Here is a 17,232-nt window from a genome sequence, read left to right on the forward strand (position 1 = left end):
AAGAATTTGCTTGGCGACCATAGCGTTTTGGACCCACCTGATTTCCATGCCGAACTCAGAAGTGAAACGAAATAGCGCCGATGGTAGTGTGGGGCTTCCCCATGTGAGAGTAGGACATCGCCAGGCTTTAGTTTTATTTTCACTTTTTCGAAAAGTGAAGACAAAAGCGGACGCTTGCTTATTAAAGCGAGTGATACCACTGCGGAGTGGTAGTTCAGTTGGTTAGAATACCGGCCTGTCACGCCGGGGGTCGCGGGTTCGAGTCCCGTCCACTCCGCCACTTATTTGAGCGTCGTCTCAATAAACACGAATTACAGGGGTGTAGCTCCAATTGGCAGAGCAGCGGATTCCAAATCCGCGTGTTGGGAGTTCGAATCTCTCCACCCCTGCCATACTCTAAAGCCTCAGCAGTAATGCTGGGGCTTTTTTGCATCTGAAGAAAAGAGAATCTGACTAGTTGGAGAGCTGTCGATTCCTCTGATACCAAAGTATCGGGGGATTGAAAGTTCATATCTCCGGGATATTGGTCCACTTCACCTATCCCCCATGTTCATAACCTCTGGCTTAGGTCAGGGGCTCTTTTATTCCTAACGTATAGTTTCGGCGTCAGGTGTATGTTTATCCAACGAATATGGCATACCTTTGCTTCAGATAGTTTTATTTTCTAGTAATGTAATTACTAAATGTTGATGTATCGCTTTGCTCTTTCTGTTTTACCTTCGAATTTCATAACACTTTTTCTTCGTTATCGAGCACATCTGATTCACAATCTATTGAAAGGTCAGTGGTTACATTGGCTTGGATGATTACTGACTTGGTTCCTGTTATCATCATGCATTAATGCTAATAATTAGGAAGTAAGTTTATGCCACATTTTCGATTCCGTGCTGTAGAGCCACAAGCTGTTCAGGCATTATCAAAACCCCTTACGGATGAACTTCAGCCTCTAATGGACTGTCCGCGTGAGGATTTTACTTTTGAGTATATCTACACTACGTTTTTCAATGAGGGTGAGGTGAGTGCTGCATATCCTTTTGTCGAAGTGCTTTGGTTCGACCGTGGCCAGGTAGTGCAAGATGAAGTTGCCAAGCTTATTACGCAACAAGTGCGCGGTATCGCTGGTGCCGATATTGATGTTGCAGTTATCTTTTCCGCCTTATCTCCTAAAGCTTATTACGATAATGGCGAACACTACTAAAGGTTAAAGGCTATGAGGCTGAGTTTCATTGTAACTTTGGGTTTATGTTTCTCAGCTTCAGTATGTTCTACTCCTTGGGAGTCTGTGGTTAATCCTACCCGAAACTCTTCCTCCTCTATTGGTAGTTATGCTAACGGTTGTTTAGATGGTGCATTACCCTTGCCTCTCGATGGCGTTGGTTATCAAGTCTTACGTAGTAAAACGAAGCGCTACTATGGGCACCCTAAAACGATAGGGTTTATTGAAAATCTGGCGCTTAAAGCTCATCAAAATCTCAACACCACTCTGCTAATTGGTGATTTGTCTTTACCTAGAGGTGGAAGGTTCTCCTCTGGTCATTCTAGTCATCAAACTGGGTTAGATATCGATATCTGGTTAAGACTTGCTGACCAACCGCTTTCTTATAACGAATTACAACTTCCTAAGCCCATGAGTGTGGTGGATTTAAAAGGTTATTCCATACTTAATCATCGCTGGGAAGAACGACACTTTAAACTAATTCGGTACGCTTCAAAAAGTAAGGATGTTGCACGAATTTTTGTACATCCTGTTATTAAGGAGCAACTTTGCTTGCAAGAAAACGGCAAAGATCGTTCTTGGTTACGTAAAGTGCGTCCATGGTGGGGGCATCACTACCACTTTCACGTCAGGTTGTCTTGTCCTGATTCGAGCGACTATTGTGTTGATCAAGCACCACCTCCAGTAGGTGATGGTTGCGGTGCTGAGCTTGCAAGTTGGGCGCCAAAAGCAAAACCTACTGATACCCCTCAACGGGTAAAAACAACCTCTAAGCCCAAACGAAAAAAAGTCGTTCCACCTCAATGCTTGCCGCTTATCAATCCTAATTAGTGTTACTCTTCAGGTTTATCTGTACTTGGTGATCTCTTTTATGAAACTGGAGAAACATCATACTTTTGTCTACATTGAATAGTACCAATACAAAAACTAACCCAATCAGTTTTGGGGACATATTATAGAAATCTAAATTAAACAAAGAGTTGTAGTATGGGTAAGTTGTAACTTCTCTGTTTAGAAAAAGATCTTTCGTCACGATACTCTGGTTTCTTAGCAATATGTCTGTCAGTTGGCTAAAAAGCGATAACAACGCAGACAAGTGTGTAAGGCAGGGATATACCCTTTTCCTGTTAGAAGAGTAAATCAAGGACAAAACCATGACTATGATTTGTGCAAAAGAATTTGCAGAGTGGTTAAGACACAGATTTAGCAGTGATACTAAAGGAGTCTCTTTGACTCGAGAGGATGTGAATCACCTGACTGGGCGTCAACGCCTTGATCCGGGTTTTGTTAATGATGTGCATTATGAGCTGATGCAATATGGAATGGCTTTCGTTACTGATACGAGCCGAGAAAACTTTTATTTAATACCTGTTTCTCAAGCGGAAAATTGGCGTGAGAGACTAGAGTATCATTTTGAAAAAGAGCTGTTCTGCAATATTATCCCTATTGAAAAATCAGGTTGAGAAAAGGTTCAACTTTGATGTCAAAGTTGAACCTAATTGCTCTTATGCTAACCCTTGAATAATCACGAATTTTTCAAGCAACTGCTCTTCAGTTTCGACATGGTTCGGATCAGTGATTATGCATTTTGTAATTGGACACACTGACTGACAGGTCGGCTTTTCGTAATGCCCCTTACACTCTGTACATAGCGCTGGATCAATTTCGAAAATGCTCTCTCCCATACTGATTGCCCCATTGGGGCATTCGGGATCACACATGTCGCAGTTGATGCATTTGTCAGTAATGAGCAAGGCCATGATTACTTACCAGTCGGGTTACGGGTGTCCTGCCCTGAGTTCAAGTTACGCATCAATAGACCGTATTCTAAATCTAGATCTGCTGGTACTGGAATGAAGACGAAGTGACCATTCCCTTTGGCATCCTCAATAGACTCTGACTTACGGTTTTCCATCGCTTCTAGCGTGAAAACAACATTACCTTTTGGCGTCATTAGCTCAAGACTATCACCGACAAGGAATTTGTTTTTCACTTCTACTTCAGCCATATCGCCACGACGTTTACCAGTGAACTCACCGACAAACTGTTGAGCATCAGAAACTGAGTAGCCGTAATCGTAATTCTGGTAGGTGTCGTGAGTATGACGACGTAGGAAGCCTTCGGTATAGCCACGGTGAGCTAGGCTCTCTAGTGTGCCCATTAGGCTTTCATCAAATGGTCGGCCTGCTACAGCATCATCAATCGCTTTACGGTAAACCTGTGCAGTACGAGCACAGTAATAGAATGATTTAGTACGACCTTCGATTTTCAGCGAGTGCACACCCATCTTGGTTAGGCGCTCAACATGCTGTACCGCACGTAGGTCTTTAGAGTTCATGATGTAAGTACCATGCTCGTCTTCGTAAGCTGCCATTTTTTCTTCTGGACGGTGTGCTTCAGAAAGCAGAACGACTTCATCTGTTGGTTTACCGCGACCAATTGTGGTTTCAGGGCGCTCGTCTTGTACTTCGACAGGCTGTGCTTCAGTCGGGTCGAATTTCTCTACGATATCACCAGCGTCGTTTTCTTTACCCTCTTCAACTTTGTATTCCCAGCGGCATGCGTTAGTGCAAGTGCCTTGGTTAGGGTCACGTTTGTTGATATAGCCAGAAAGTAGGCAACGACCTGAGTAAGCCATGCATAATGCACCGTGAACGAATACTTCAAGCTCAGTTTCAGGGCAATGCTCACGAATTTCTTCGATTTCTTCTAGAGATAGCTCGCGAGAAACGATCACACGTTCCACGCCATTCGCTGCCCAGAACTTAACGGTCGCCCAGTTTACAGCGTTCGCTTGTACAGAAAGGTGAATTGGCATTTCTGGGAAAGCTTCACGAACCATCATAATTAGGCCTGGATCTGACATGATCAATGCGTCAGGACCCATCTCTACGATTGGCTTAAGATCACGGATGAAGGTTTTTAGCTTCGAGTTGTGTGGTTGAATGTTACATACCACATAAAGCTTTTTGCCTAGGGCGTGGGCTTCATCGATACCGATTTTTAGGTTCTCGTGGTTAAACTCGTTGTTACGTACGCGAAGGCTGTAGCGAGGTTGGCCAGCGTAAACTGCATCTGCCCCGTAGGCGAATGCGTAACGCATGTTTTTCAGGCTGCCCGCTGGAGATAGTAGCTCAGGCACGAATGCTTTCTCAGTTGTCATTGCTCAATTCTCTTTTATCTGATCACAAGTCAGGCCAATTCCACCTAATGGAAATGGGGCGCAAATTTTACGTCAAAATGTGAACTGTGACTAGGGTAATTGTGCTTCAGATAGAAAAACGCCCTCAAAAAAAGTGAGGGCGTTATGGTTAACCTTTATACAATATTATGCGTTAGGATTCGGTAAGCCGCCTAGCGCATCGTATAGGTTGGGAAGGAAAGCACTGAACTCTCCACACATTAGAGAGAAGTCTGCATCAAATCGAGCTGCTTGATCTTCACGTGGAATATCATCGTTTTGATCTTTCAATTCATCAGAGAATTTTAGACGTTTGATGCCCGCATCTTCCGTCATAATGAACTCAATACGATCTTGCCAATTAAGCGCAAGTTTCGTCACGACTTTATCCGCAGCGATGTGGTTGCGGATTTCATCAGTGGTTAGCTCTTGCTTCTTACAGCGAATCACACCACCTTCTTCAAGTACGGATTTTAGCTCAGCTTCGTCCATCATGCTGATACCTTGAGGTGTGTCACCGCTTTTCACCCACTCGGTTAGCGTAGTTTCAATCGCCACTTCTGGAATAGCAGGAATAACAGGTAAACTACCCATGGTTTTACGAAGCAATGCTAATACATCTTCTGCTTTTTTGTAGCTGCTTGCATCAACAAGGATAAAACCTTCTTTTGGCATGATAAGCACGTGAGTGTGGCTGCTGCGGCTGAATGCGCGCGGCAGTAAATCCATTACGATGTCATCTTTCAGGTTGTCTTTCTCTTTCTTCTTCAGAGGACGACCTTCTTGCGCTTCCATTGCTTCTACTTTTGCATTCAATGATTCTTTGATCACAGAGGCAGGTAGCATTTTCTCTTCTTTCTTGGCGCAAATCAGAATGCGGTTTTCTGACACGTGAGTCATCATATCGCCATGTCTACCCATTGCACTGACCCAGCCAAATTTCTGTTTGTCTTGACTGCCACACGGGGTGAATCGGAATTCAGACAGCTGAGTTTCTAGTTGTTCGGCGTTAAAAGTAACCTCGCGGTTAACGCGGTATACCAGACAGTTTTTAAACCACATAAATCTTCTCTAGGCTTGATGACAAGGGACTAATCATAGGGAATTTTTGTGCTGATGTCTTAATAGAAATGAAAAATATCCGAATGAACCTCAAAAGAAAGTTATATGAAAATTTGTTTTCAAAGGTCACAAAAGTGTCATAATTGGTAGTGATAATGCTTATGCAAAGAGAGGCGCTTTGTCTCTTAAATTCATTAGCTCAACGAACATAAGGTTACTCAATTATGTCTAGAAGGATTCTGGTTGTTGAAGACGAAGCTCCTATTCGCGAAATGCTGTGCTTCGTACTTGAGCAGAAAGGTTACCAAGCGGTAGAAGCGGAAGATTACGATACTGCAGTAACCAAACTGGCTGAACCCTTCCCTGATTTAGTTTTACTGGATTGGATGTTACCAGGCGGTAGTGGCATTAACTTCATCAAACATATGAAGCGAGAGGAATTAACGCGCAACATTCCAGTTGTGATGCTTACCGCTCGTGGTGAAGAAGAAGATAAAGTGCGTGGTTTAGAAGTTGGTGCGGATGACTACATTACTAAGCCATTCTCTCCTAAAGAGTTGGTTGCACGCTTAAAAGCGGTCATTCGTCGCGTTACTCCGACTGCACTAGAAGATGTAATTGATGTACAGGGATTGAAGCTTGACCCTGTATCGCACCGTGTTACGGCTAATGATGCGCCATTAGACATGGGCCCTACAGAATTTAAGATGCTTCATTTTTTCATGACGCATCAAGAACGCGTATACAGCCGTGAGCAGCTATTAAACAATGTTTGGGGCACCAACGTGTATGTCGAAGACCGTACGGTCGATGTTCACATTCGCCGCCTGCGTAAAGCATTGGAAGCTGCAGGGCATGATAAGCTGATCCAAACTGTTCGTGGTGCTGGATACCGCTTCTCGACGAAGGCATAAATTAACACGCAGCTTATCGGTACCATTTCTGGAGTTATGAGTGGTTGAAAGATTAACGTGGAAAAAGCTGGCCTGGGAGCTGGCTTTTTTTTACACCCCATGGGTGATAGTAGGTTGGATATTCGGTTATATGCCGTGGTTGCTTTTGGCTGCTACGGCATTGCAGCTTGTGTGGCATTTGCATAACCAAGTACGTTTATCTTCTTGGTTATGGGATGAAAAACGCCTCACGCCACCATCTGGTAGCGGTAATTGGGAATCTTTGTTCAATGGGTTGTATCGCTTACAACAGCGCCAACGCCGCAAACGAAAAGAGCTTACTAATCTTATTCGTCGATTCCGAAATGGTGCAGAATCGCTACCCGATGCGGTAGTGGTATTCCGTGCTGAAGGCAATATTGTTTGGTGCAACAAGCTGGCTCAGCACTTACTGGGCTTCCATTGGCCAGAAGATTCAGGTCAACCTATCTCCAATCTCATTCGTACACCTGATTTTATCAAGTACCTCAACAAGAAAGACTTTTCAGAGCCATTAGAAATGCGTTCACCACTCAATGTCGAACGCATGCTAGAACTACGTATCGTACCGTATACCGAAGGTGAACATTTGATGGTGGTGCGTGATGTTAGCCAGTTAAAACAACTTGAGGGAATGCGTCGCAACTTCTTTGCCAACGTATCTCATGAACTGCGTACACCAATGACGGTGCTACAAGGTTATCTTGAGATGACAGAAGATCCTGATATGGTCGTGGGTCCTATGTGGAGCAAAGCTCATGGTGTCATGACGGAGCAGCTTAACCGCATGAACAGTTTGGTGAACCAACTACTGACACTATCTAAAATTGAAGCGGCACCTATGCATGAGCTTGAGGAAGTCGTGAATGTGCCCGCGATGCTTGAAGTGTTAGAAAAAGAGGCGGTTAGCCTTAGTGGGGACAACCAACATAAATTGAAATTTGATGTTGATGCTAGCCTACGCGTGCTGGGCGATGATGACCAGTTACGTAGTGCTATCTCTAACCTCGTTTATAATGCCGTCAAATACACACCGCCTGGTGCGAACATTAATGTTCGTTGGTTCCAGACCTCTCAAGGCGCATGCTTAGAGGTGGAAGATAGTGGTGATGGTATTGAACCTCAGCACCTCCATCGACTTACTGAGCGTTTTTATCGAGTGGATAAAGCAAGATCACGTGATACTGGTGGAAGTGGTTTAGGGCTTGCCATTGTAAAACACGCGCTGAGTCACCACGACTCTCATTTAGAAATTCACAGTGAAGTAGGCGTGGGTAGTAAGTTTTCTTTCGTATTGCCTGAGCGTTTGGTGGTGAAATAATGGCTTTACGATTAGCAAAAACATTCAGTTTATTCGCGCTTGTTTGTTCTTTTATGGCTGCCGCTCAAGATAAACCATTGCCGAGTTATCATAAAACGACGGGGATTGTCGGGAACTTGCTCTCTGTTGGCTCCGATACACTTGCGGGTATGACAACGCTTTGGGTTGAAGAGTTTAAATCCATTTACCCGAATATTAATGCGCAAGTCCAAGCATCTGGCTCTTCTACTGCCCCTCCAGCATTGACCGAACAAACAGCTCAGTTTGGTCCCATGAGTCGCCCTATGCGTTTAAGAGAGGTTGAAGCGTTTGAACGTGAACATGGCTACAAGCCAACGGCGCTTAGGGTAGCCATCGATGCAATCGGTATTTTTGTTCATCAAGATAATCCAATTCAAGGTCTTAACTTTAGTCAATTAGATGCTTTGTTTTCTGCCACGCTACGCTGTGGCGAAAGTCAATTTGTAACAAACTGGCAGCAACTCGGTCTTGAATCACAGTGGGCAAAGCGAAACGTACAGTTGTTTGGTCGTAACTCCGTTTCTGGAACTTACGGTTACTTCAAAAGCAATGCCTTGTGTGGCGGCGATTTCAAGACCCGAGTTAACGAGCAGCCAGGCTCCGCGTCAGTTGTGCAAGCTGTAGCGTCAACCATCAGTGGAATTGGTTATTCCGGTGTCGGTTATCGAGTGGCAGGCGTGCGCTTAGTCCCTGTGGCTAAAATGGGAAATGACTACGTGACTCCAACGCGAGAACATATTGTTAGTGGTAAGTACCCACTATCACGTTACTTATATGTTTACGTGAATAAGCACCCTGATTACCCATTAACACCAATTGAAGCTGAATTTATTCGCTTTATCTTTTCTGCTCAGGGACAAGCGTTGGTTGAGAAAGATGGTTATGTGCCCATTACGGCAGATTTTGCAGAAGAAGAGTTAAAAAAAGTCGGCCTGTAAGCCGACTTTTTATTTAGGTATGGACAGTACGAGATCAGAAAGTGAGTGTCCACTTCGCGCTGTCCCAACGTTCTTGTTCTTCCTGTAAATCCGCGTGAAGTAATTTATTGTTTTCTAGCCATGCTTCATCTGTGCAGGTGAGAATCCATTTGTCATTTTTGATAGATAAGGTGATATCAGGCAATGGATCTTCATTACGCTGCCCATTTAATACGATAGAAAGTCGTAATATTTTGATGAGGCTTATAACGTCACTCTGTTTATAGAGGTTGAAATCTGGTAGTTCTTGCAATTTGAGCGCTTTACGCTGGAAGCGAGCTAATGTTGCAAGCACTAATTGCTGCTCACGGTTGAAGCCTTGTAGGGTGGAGTGCAACAGAATATAAAAAGAGTGGCGATGGAAACTACGCAAGTTGATACTTAATCCGACTTCATGAAGCAACGCTGCCCACTCTAGTAAGTCAAATAATTCACTCTTTTTCTTAATGCCTAGTTCAGAGCGTACCTGACATAACATCTCACGTGCATGACCCTTCACACGAGCGGCATGCTCTAAGTCGACTCGGTGCTTGTTGGCTAAATTTTCTGTGGTGCGCATGCGAATATCGGAGCGTGCAAAACGTTCTTCCATTTCGTACAACAGGCCTTCGCGTAGAGCACCATCGGAGAAAAACATTTGCTCAATGCGAAGCGCTTTGAAAATCGCGGACAAAATCGCTACGCCTGCTGCGAATACGGGTTTACGTTCTTCTGTTAGACCCGTCAGCTCAATATCTTCAATTGAATCAAATTTACACAGAGTTTCGATAAGTGTATCCAGTCGACTCGCTGTGATCAGGCCATCTTCAAAACCTAATCCTATTAGCACTTCTTGAATCGCTTTGATGGTTCCTGATGAGCCGAGAGCAATATCCCAGCCCTTTTTACGATATGTTGAAGCGATGGACTCGAGTTTTTGTTCGGCAGCTAACATCGCCTTGCTGAAGTTTTTTCCTGACAGTTTGCCGTTTTTAAAGTATTGCTCTGTAAAACTGACGCATCCCATCTGTTTACTGTTGAGAAGCTCAGGCTCAAATTCTTGTCCAATAATCATCTCGGTACTGCCGCCTCCGATATCGATGACTAGTTTGGAGTTGGATTCTACTTGAGTATGCGCGACGCCTAAGTAAATCAGGCGGGCTTCTTCTTCTCCAGGGATAATTTCTATTGGGAAAGGCATCACTTCTTTCGCACGCTCGATGAAAAGGTGGGCATTTTTAGCGCGTCTTAGTGTGTGTGTGGCGGCGATACGTACATTTGACTCATCAAGCCCTTGCAGCCTCTCAGCGAACATGGCTAAGCATTCTAGCGCACGCTCCATTGCGGCGTGACTTAAGTTCAATTCACTGTCGAGTCCTGAAGCTAAGCGAACACGTTGTTTATGACGACTAACCAGTTGTAGGTCACTGCCGACAACTTTGGCCACCACCATATGGAAACTGTTTGAGCCGAGGTCTATCGCGGCAATGTAGCGAGTATCTTGTTCAAGTATTTGAGGCATCTGAATTTTGTTTTCTAGTTTGCTTTTCTATATTTTTAAGATAGTCATAGATAGCGATTTGAGAGCGAACTTTTTTGCGATTACCTCGTGGTACGTAAGCGTTACTCATTTCTTTATCTATTAAACGAGCCTTTACTGTATCGGTAAAATGGATATTCGTTATATCAATAATTCTCTGTTTCAAACGTGGATCACGGACTGGTACTGCTACCTCGATACGGTGATCAATATTTCTTGTCATCCAGTCTGCGGAGGAGATATAAACTTGCGGATCGCCATCATTGTGGGTGATCACCACGCGAGGGTGCTCAAGAAAGCGGTCAACAATACTGATGATGCGAATATTGTCGCTGATCCCCTCAATGCCCGGTACTAATGAGCACATGCCTCGAATGATCATGTTTATTTTTACACCGGAAGTACTTGCTCCATAAAGCTTATTGACGATGCCTTTATCAACTAGGTTATTGACCTTGATCGTAAGAGCGGCTTTTTTCCCTAGCTTGGCATTCGCAATTTCATTATCGATTAAGCGGTAGATTTGGGTTCGAGAATTACGAGGAGATACCATAAGGTGATTGAACTTCACTGGTCGGTATGGATTCTCAATGTAACCGAAGACATTACGGACTTCATTAGTGATTTCTTGATCTGCCGTAAGCAGGGAGAAGTCGGTATAAATTCGTGCCGTCTTCTCATGGAAGTTGCCTGTGCCGATGTGTGCGTAGCGAATAATTTCTTCACCTTCGCGGCGGCTAATCATCAGTAGCTTTGAGTGAATCTTAAGACCAGGCGCACCAAAGATGACGTGCACACCCGCTTCGGTTAATACTTTTGACCATTCGATATTGGCTTCTTCATCAAAGCGAGCTTGCAGTTCGACGACCACAGTGACATTTTTGCCGTTGTGCACTGCATCAATTAAAGAGTTCATCAAGCGAGAATCTTTCGCGACGCGATAAATGTTAATCTTGATACTAAGTACTTTGGGATCGAAGGAGGCTTGGCGCACTAACTCACTAATGTGGTCAAAAGTGTGGTAGGGATAATAGAGCAGAATATCTTTCGCTTTAATCGCGTCAAAGCTGTTGGCATAACCTTCGAAATCGGCACATTTCATTGGCGGGAGAGGTTTATTTTCAAGATATTCTCGTCCAACATTTGGAAACCCGATGAAGTCTTTAAAGTTGTGATAGCGTCCGCCGGGGATAAGATTATCGTAGTTAGAGATATTAAGTTTGTTACACAGAAACTCTAACATTTGAGGCGGCATATCGCGTTCGTAGACGAAGCGAACGGGCTTTGCTGTCAGTCGCTGATTGACACCCTCTGACATTTGTTCAAGCAAGCTGTACTCGATTTCATTGCGTAAATCGTATTCAGCGTCACGCGTCATTTTCATCGCATAGCCGCTAAGCTCATCATAATCAAAAAAGCCTTTGAACAGCTCGTCCAAACAGTGGCGGATAATATTATCAAGTAAGATGATGGTTTTTCGACGCTTTCCTTTCTGTTCTGGTACCATCACAAAGCGGGGAAGGTGATCGGTCGGAATTTCGATCAGAGCATACTGGTAATGTTCTTCTTTACGCAGTTCCACGGCGATGTAAGCGTACTCGTCTTTGAGAAATTGCAGAACATCGATCTCGTCTTTCATTAGGAGGGGAGTGATATGCGGCATTACCTCTCTACGGAAGTATTTCGCGATCCACTTTTGTTGCGATTCATCCAGTTGTTGTTCGTTGACCAAGAAAATGCGACGTCGCGCCATTTCTCGAATCAATTCGCTGTAAAGCTCATCAAATTGTTCGTTAAGCTTTAGTGCTTTCGACTGCATTTTGGTTAACAGTCGTTTAGGGCTATCACTGCCACCGCGCTCTTGGCTGATTAGGATTCTGCGCTTCACGTCCGCAAAGCGTACTTTGTAAAATTCATCTAAATTGTTGGAAAAGATCCCAAGAAAGCGAATACGTTCGATCAAAGGGACGGTTTTATCGGCAGCTTCTTGTAATACTCGTTCGTTGAAAGACAACCAACTCAGTTCTTTTTCTATATATAGTTTTTCTGCGCTCATAACCTTACCTAGCCAAAAGTGAAGTAATACGTACTCATCTTGGAAAAATGGATGAGTGAGAACATTATGAGATTTTCATTACAGATTTATTTCATACCACGCATTGCATAAGAGTTGTATTCTTTTCAGGTGTTTAATGTGATCTGTAATATAATTGTCATCTTAACGACATATTCTAGTACTAAGTCAAAAAAGGTAGAGATTTAAATGGCACAAGCCGAGTTTTCATTGCAGGAAAAAGATAAGAAACGACTGATAAAAGATCGTTTAGTTCGACTTGCAGTGACATCCGGTGGTGTCGGCGTACTCGCGGCGCTTATTTTGATCTTTGTCTACCTCGCTATGGTGATCATTCCGCTTTTTTCTGATGCGGAGATCAAAACCAACCAAGCCATTCGAGCCACTCATATTGAAACACCACTTGCGATTTCAGTGGATGATTACGCTCAGCTCGCGTTCGTTCTAACCCAAAGTGGTGAGATTCAATATTTGTCGATGGACGATCCTACGAAACCTGCGGTGTATACACAGCAAATCGTCCAGAAACCCGTCGCTTTCTCTCAATCTGCTCCTGGGCTAGGTTGGTATGGATTTGTTGATGGGCAGGGTAAAGCGAACCTTTTCAAGCCAGAATTTAATGCCACATTGAGAGAAAATACACGTCCTCCGGAAGTGATTGAGCTAGACACCAGCATGGATCTGACACTAAGTACGCCTCAAGATCCTGTGACTCAGTTTGTATTTGCAGCTTCGACGCCCTTACCAACGGTTGTTTGGCAGACGCAAAGTGGTGAAGTGAAAGCTCGCTGGCAAGTGGCTTCGTCTTTGGGTACGTCTCCTACAACGATCGATTTTACGTTCTCTTCAGGCTTTAATACGCCTCAGCAAATGTTGTTGACACCTGACGGTGAAACGCTTTATTTGCGCGATGGCTCTGAGTTGATCGTGTTAAAGAAAACCGCACGTAAATTTGCTGTGCGAGAGGTGGTCGATCTCACTCAAGGTGATAAGAAGCATTCCGTTCGTACGATAGACTTATTGGCTGGTGCTTACTCGCTTTTGGTGACGCACAACGATGGTCGGGTGTCGCAATGGTTTGATACGCTGCAAGAAGAAAAACGCACGTTAACGCATATTCGTGATTTTAAATTGGCATCAGAGCTTAAGTATTTGTTGCCGTATTTTCATCGAAAAGGATTTTATAGCTTTTACACCAACGGCACGCTGCAAAGCCATTATACAACCAGTGAAAAACTGGTGTTGTTTAAGCGTGCGTACCATCAAGCGCCTGCAATCGCAGCCATGTCTAACAATGAGCGCTACTTAATCACTTGGCAAAATAATGCGTTAAATGTTGCTGAAGTGGACAATGCCTATCCGGAAATTTCATTGTCCTCATTATGGCAAGAAGTGTGGTACGAAGGGTATCCTGAGCCTGAATTTGTGTGGCAATCGACTTCGGCGAGCGATAACTTTGAGGCTAAGTTCAGCCTAGTACCTATTGCATTTGGGACGATAAAAGCGGCGATGTTTGCGATGCTGTTTTCAGTACCGCTCGCAGTGCTAGGTGCTATTTATACGGCTTACTTTATGTCGCCACGCATGCGTCGTGTAGTAAAACCGTCGATTGAGCTAATGGAAGCACTGCCGACGGTGATCATAGGTTTCCTCGCGGGATTGTGGTTCGCGCCTATTGTCGAAGACCATTTGATTACGATCGTCGTTATGCTGTTTGTTTTGCCCTTGAGCACCATGATTATGGGCGGGCTATGGGCATTAATACCGCAACCTTTGCGGAATCGTCTGCCTAATGGTTGGCATGCTTTAGTGCTCATGCCTGTCATATTGGTACTGATTGGGCTTGGAGTGTGGATTTCGCCTACGATTGAGCAGACGTTCTTTGGTGGCGATATGCGCTTATTCTTAACCGAGCATGGTATTGGTTACGATCAACGCAATGCATTGGTGGTGGGGTTAGCGATGGGGTTTGCTGTTATCCCGACGATTTTTACCATTGCCGAAGATGCCATTTTCTCTGTACCGAAGCATTTATCGGATGGCTCTTTGGCATTAGGGGCCACGCCTTGGCAAACTTTAATCTATGTTGTCTTGCTTACTGCAAGCCCAGGTATTTTTTCTGCCATTATGATGGGCCTGGGACGCGCTGTTGGCGAAACCATGATTGTGTTAATGGCAACGGGCAATACGCCATTAATGGATTGGAATATTTTGGAAGGATTGCGCAGCCTGTCGGCGACCATCGCTGTTGAGTTGCCAGAGTCGGAAGTTGGAAGTTCGCATTATCGTTTGTTGTTCCTCGCTGCGTTGATTTTGTTTGTCTTCACCTTTGCGGTGAACGCGCTGGCAGAGTTGGTACGTCAAAGATTGAGAGATAAGTACCGTGCGTTGTAATAATGGTTTGAATAAAGAGCGAGTAATAACGTGTTAAATTGGATTCGTTCTGGCGCACCGTGGATATGGCTGACAGGTGGTGCAGTCAGCATCAGTTTGTTGTCGGTATTAGGGTTGTTACTCCTTATCGGCTGGAAAGGCCTGACTTACTTTTGGCCAGCGCCCTTGTATCAGTGGAATGTTGCAGCGCTGACACCTGTACAAGGCGAAGTGCTACATGAAAATACTATTCTGATTGGTCAAGTGTATGAGCGCAGCTTTGTACCGAAGAGTTATTTGCCTGAAAGCGCAGCACAACAGTTAGAAGACGATGAAGATTTTGCCACTCGACTCAGTATCAAAATCGCTAACCGAGAGTTGTATCCCGCCGATTTTATCTCCGTATTGCAAATGCAGTTGGATGAGCCCACGACGCCAAAAGAGTGGGCGGTGATAGAGCGCAGTAGCGGTGGTTATTTCTTTGGTAAGCTGGTGGCGTTTCAAGATGGCGATAATATATACACCAGTGATATTCAATCGATACTAAATAAAAAGCTTGATGATGCAGAAACTCTGCGCCATGAGATTGATTCTTTGGTGGTCGATCAGCTTAAAGAGCTTGGTTGGAAGCTAGAGCAGTTGCGATTAGAAAAGCGCAAGCATGAATTGAATGACACGCTGACAGAAAGCTTCTTAAAGGAAAATCAGACGAAAAAAGAGCAGATAGAAAAAGCGCTTGCGACGTTAGATTTGCAACTTGATGGTTTACGACTTCAGCTCTCTGACTATGCCTTGATTGTCGAGGATATGACGGGGTCACAAGTATCGATTCCGCTCGAAGACATTTTGGACTACTGGTATCCAAACCAAATGTCACTACCTGATAAAGTCATGCATTGGGGAAAACAGGTTTGGAAGTTTTTATCTGAAGATCCAAGAGAGTCTAACTCCGAAGGAGGCGTGTTCCCTGCGATATTTGGTACGGTTTTCTTAGTACTCATCATGTCGATCATTGTGATGCCACTCGGGGTGATCGCCGCTATCTATCTACATGAATATGCTAAGAATAACGCTCTAACCAGAGTTATTCGTATTGCGGTTATAAACCTAGCGGGTGTTCCATCGATTGTTTATGGCGTGTTTGGTTTAGGTTTCTTCGTTTATACGATTGGTGCCTCTATCGACAACGTATTCTATGCGGAGAAGCTACCGGCACCAACCTTTGGTACGCCGGGTTTGTTATGGTCTGCACTAACTCTTGCCGTGCTGACGCTTCCAGTTGTGATTGTGACTACTGAAGAAGGTTTAACTCGTATTCCGAGCTCAGTACGACATGGTTCTCTGGCGCTTGGTGCAACTCAGTTCGAAACACTATGGCGTGTGGTTTTACCTATGGCGACGCCAGCTATTATCACAGGTTTGATCCTTGCGATTGCACGTGCAGCTGGCGAAGTAGCGCCACTGATGCTGGTGGGGGTCGTGAAATTGGCATCCAGTTTACCGGTTGACGGACAATTCCCTTATGTGCATTTGGATAGAAAGTTCATGCATTTAGGTTTTCACATTTACGATGTTGGCTTTCAAACCTCCAACATCGAAGCGGCGCGACCATTAGTTTATGCTACCTCTTTCTTACTCGTGACAGTGATTGTCGGGCTAAACTTAACAGCAATCAGTATTCGCAATAATTTACGAGAAAAATACAGAACGTTAGGACAAGATTAAGTATGTTTAATTTTGATAGTACATTAGGTTATGAGCCACCATTGGATGTTCATAATTTAACGGATGAACAAACAGCCATCTCAATCGAGAACCTTAATCTGTTCTATGGTCAAACTCAGGCGCTGCATGATATTTCGATGCGAATTCCCAAAGGGCGAGTCACCGCTTTTATCGGTCCTTCAGGGTGTGGAAAGTCGACGTTATTACGTTGCATCAATCGCATGAACGACTTAGTGGAAGGGTGTCGAGTCACAGGTAAAGTGCGTCTCCACGGCAAGAATGTTTATCATCCTAATGTCGATGTTGCGACACTTCGACGCCGAGTGGGGATGGTGTTTCAAAGACCCAATCCATTTCCTAAGTCAATTTATGAAAACGTAGTTTATGGCTTACGCTTACAAGGTGTAAAAAACAGCCGCAGTTTAGATGACGCAGTGGAGCGATCCTTGCGCTCGGCGGCGTTGTGGGATGAGGTAAAAGACCGCTTGCATGAGAACGCATTTGGCTTATCTGGTGGTCAGCAACAGCGCTTGGTCATTGCGCGGGCGGTGGCGATTGAGCCGGAAGTCCTGTTATTGGACGAGCCAACATCAGCGTTGGATCCAATCTCAACTTTAACCATTGAAGAGCTTATCAATGAGCTGAAGACTCAATATACTGTGGTTATCGTTACCCATAACATGCAACAAGCGGCGAGAGTGAGCGATCATACTGCATTCATTCATATGGGTAAGTTAATTGAATACTCTGACGCGGACTCGATCTTCACTTCGCCAATGAAGAAACAGACCGAAGATTACATTACGGGTCGCTACGGTTAAGTCGCGACTC

At 44.4% G+C, this 17,232-nt stretch carries 13 protein-coding genes, 2 tRNA genes, 1 rRNA gene and 2 pseudogenes; 13 read left to right on the plus strand and 5 right to left on the minus strand.

Annotated elements, in window-relative coordinates; genetic code table 11:
* Nucleotides 1–9: 9 nt before the first annotated feature.
* The 6 genes from rrf to R7Z77_RS04910 all read left to right on the plus strand — a co-directional run bounded on the left by rrf (nucleotide 10) and on the right by R7Z77_RS04910 (nucleotide 2,679).
* Nucleotides 10–126, plus strand: a 5S ribosomal RNA gene (rrf, locus tag R7Z77_RS04885).
* 77 nt (nucleotides 127–203) lie between these two features.
* A tRNA-Asp gene (locus R7Z77_RS04890) sits at nucleotides 204–280 on the plus strand.
* 35 nt (nucleotides 281–315) lie between these two features.
* Nucleotides 316–392, plus strand: a tRNA-Trp gene (locus R7Z77_RS04895).
* 473 nt (nucleotides 393–865) lie between these two features.
* A complete protein-coding gene (locus tag R7Z77_RS04900) occupies nucleotides 866–1,198 on the plus strand; it encodes a DUF1904 domain-containing protein (protein WP_064353645.1) in 333 nt (110 codons plus the stop codon).
* A 12-nt stretch (nucleotides 1,199–1,210) separates the two neighbouring features.
* Complete coding sequence (mepA, locus tag R7Z77_RS04905; protein ID WP_064353646.1) at nucleotides 1,211–2,047, plus strand: penicillin-insensitive murein endopeptidase; 837 nt, start codon at nucleotides 1,211–1,213, stop codon at nucleotides 2,045–2,047.
* Nucleotides 2,048–2,370: 323 nt separating this feature from the next.
* On the plus strand, nucleotides 2,371–2,679 hold the full coding sequence (locus tag R7Z77_RS04910) for a hypothetical protein (RefSeq protein ID WP_005381765.1): 309 nt from the start codon (nucleotides 2,371–2,373) through the stop codon (nucleotides 2,677–2,679).
* Between the two features lie 42 nt (nucleotides 2,680–2,721).
* Here R7Z77_RS04910 and R7Z77_RS04915 read toward each other — a convergent pair whose 3' ends face one another.
* The 3 genes from R7Z77_RS04915 to rdgC all read right to left on the minus strand — a co-directional run bounded on the left by R7Z77_RS04915 (nucleotide 2,722) and on the right by rdgC (nucleotide 5,459).
* Complete coding sequence (locus R7Z77_RS04915; RefSeq protein ID WP_005381763.1) at nucleotides 2,722–2,976, minus strand: YfhL family 4Fe-4S dicluster ferredoxin; 255 nt, start codon at nucleotides 2,974–2,976, stop codon at nucleotides 2,722–2,724.
* 2 nt (nucleotides 2,977–2,978) lie between these two features.
* Nucleotides 2,979–4,379, minus strand: a complete 1,401-nt coding sequence (gene yegQ, locus R7Z77_RS04920; protein WP_025768851.1) for a tRNA 5-hydroxyuridine modification protein YegQ — start codon at nucleotides 4,377–4,379, stop codon at nucleotides 2,979–2,981.
* A gap of 165 nt (nucleotides 4,380–4,544) precedes the next feature.
* On the minus strand, nucleotides 4,545–5,459 hold the full coding sequence (rdgC, locus tag R7Z77_RS04925; protein WP_033905787.1) for a recombination-associated protein RdgC: 915 nt from the start codon (nucleotides 5,457–5,459) through the stop codon (nucleotides 4,545–4,547).
* Between the two features lie 224 nt (nucleotides 5,460–5,683).
* Between rdgC and phoB the strand changes: the two genes are divergently transcribed.
* The 3 genes from phoB to R7Z77_RS04940 are packed head-to-tail and all read left to right on the plus strand — an operon-like array spanning nucleotide 5,684 to nucleotide 8,671.
* Nucleotides 5,684–6,373 (plus strand): phosphate regulon transcriptional regulator PhoB, encoded by a 690-nt coding sequence (gene phoB / locus R7Z77_RS04930; protein ID WP_005381752.1) that lies wholly within the window; start codon nucleotides 5,684–5,686, stop codon nucleotides 6,371–6,373.
* A gap of 40 nt (nucleotides 6,374–6,413) precedes the next feature.
* Nucleotides 6,414–7,712: a phosphate regulon sensor histidine kinase PhoR gene (phoR, locus tag R7Z77_RS04935; RefSeq protein ID WP_005383667.1), complete on the plus strand. Its 1,299-nt coding sequence runs from the start codon at nucleotides 6,414–6,416 to the stop codon at nucleotides 7,710–7,712.
* Nucleotides 7,712–8,671: a PstS family phosphate ABC transporter substrate-binding protein gene (locus R7Z77_RS04940; RefSeq protein ID WP_025768852.1), complete on the plus strand. Its 960-nt coding sequence runs from the start codon at nucleotides 7,712–7,714 to the stop codon at nucleotides 8,669–8,671. The genes phoR and R7Z77_RS04940 overlap by 1 nt, the downstream gene beginning before the upstream one ends.
* A 34-nt stretch (nucleotides 8,672–8,705) precedes the next feature.
* Here R7Z77_RS04940 and ppx read toward each other — a convergent pair whose 3' ends face one another.
* Nucleotides 8,706–10,211: an exopolyphosphatase gene (gene ppx, locus R7Z77_RS04945; protein ID WP_213967867.1), complete on the minus strand. Its 1,506-nt coding sequence runs from the start codon at nucleotides 10,209–10,211 to the stop codon at nucleotides 8,706–8,708.
* Complete coding sequence (gene ppk1, locus R7Z77_RS04950) at nucleotides 10,195–12,285, minus strand: polyphosphate kinase 1 (protein WP_005381748.1); 2,091 nt, start codon at nucleotides 12,283–12,285, stop codon at nucleotides 10,195–10,197. Before ppk1 ends, ppx begins: the two co-directional genes overlap by 17 nt.
* A 207-nt stretch (nucleotides 12,286–12,492) precedes the next feature.
* Between ppk1 and R7Z77_RS04955 the strand changes: the two genes are divergently transcribed.
* The 4 genes and pseudogenes from R7Z77_RS04955 to pstB all read left to right on the plus strand — a co-directional run bounded on the left by R7Z77_RS04955 (nucleotide 12,493) and on the right by pstB (nucleotide 17,222).
* Nucleotides 12,493–14,697, plus strand: a complete 2,205-nt coding sequence (locus R7Z77_RS04955) for an ABC transporter permease subunit (protein WP_213967868.1) — start codon at nucleotides 12,493–12,495, stop codon at nucleotides 14,695–14,697.
* Nucleotides 14,698–14,727: 30 nt separating this feature from the next.
* A pseudogene (locus R7Z77_RS28880) lies at nucleotides 14,728–14,959 on the plus strand (phosphate ABC transporter, permease protein PstA); the annotation flags it as partial.
* A gap of 65 nt (nucleotides 14,960–15,024) precedes the next feature.
* Nucleotides 15,025–16,401, plus strand: a pseudogene (pstA, locus tag R7Z77_RS04960) (phosphate ABC transporter permease PstA); the annotation flags it as partial.
* A 2-nt stretch (nucleotides 16,402–16,403) separates the two neighbouring features.
* Complete coding sequence (gene pstB / locus R7Z77_RS04965) at nucleotides 16,404–17,222, plus strand: phosphate ABC transporter ATP-binding protein PstB (protein WP_005381745.1); 819 nt, start codon at nucleotides 16,404–16,406, stop codon at nucleotides 17,220–17,222.
* The last annotated feature ends 10 nt before the right edge of the window (nucleotides 17,223–17,232 follow it).

This window comes from Vibrio sp. 1401 (assembly GCF_033340295.1).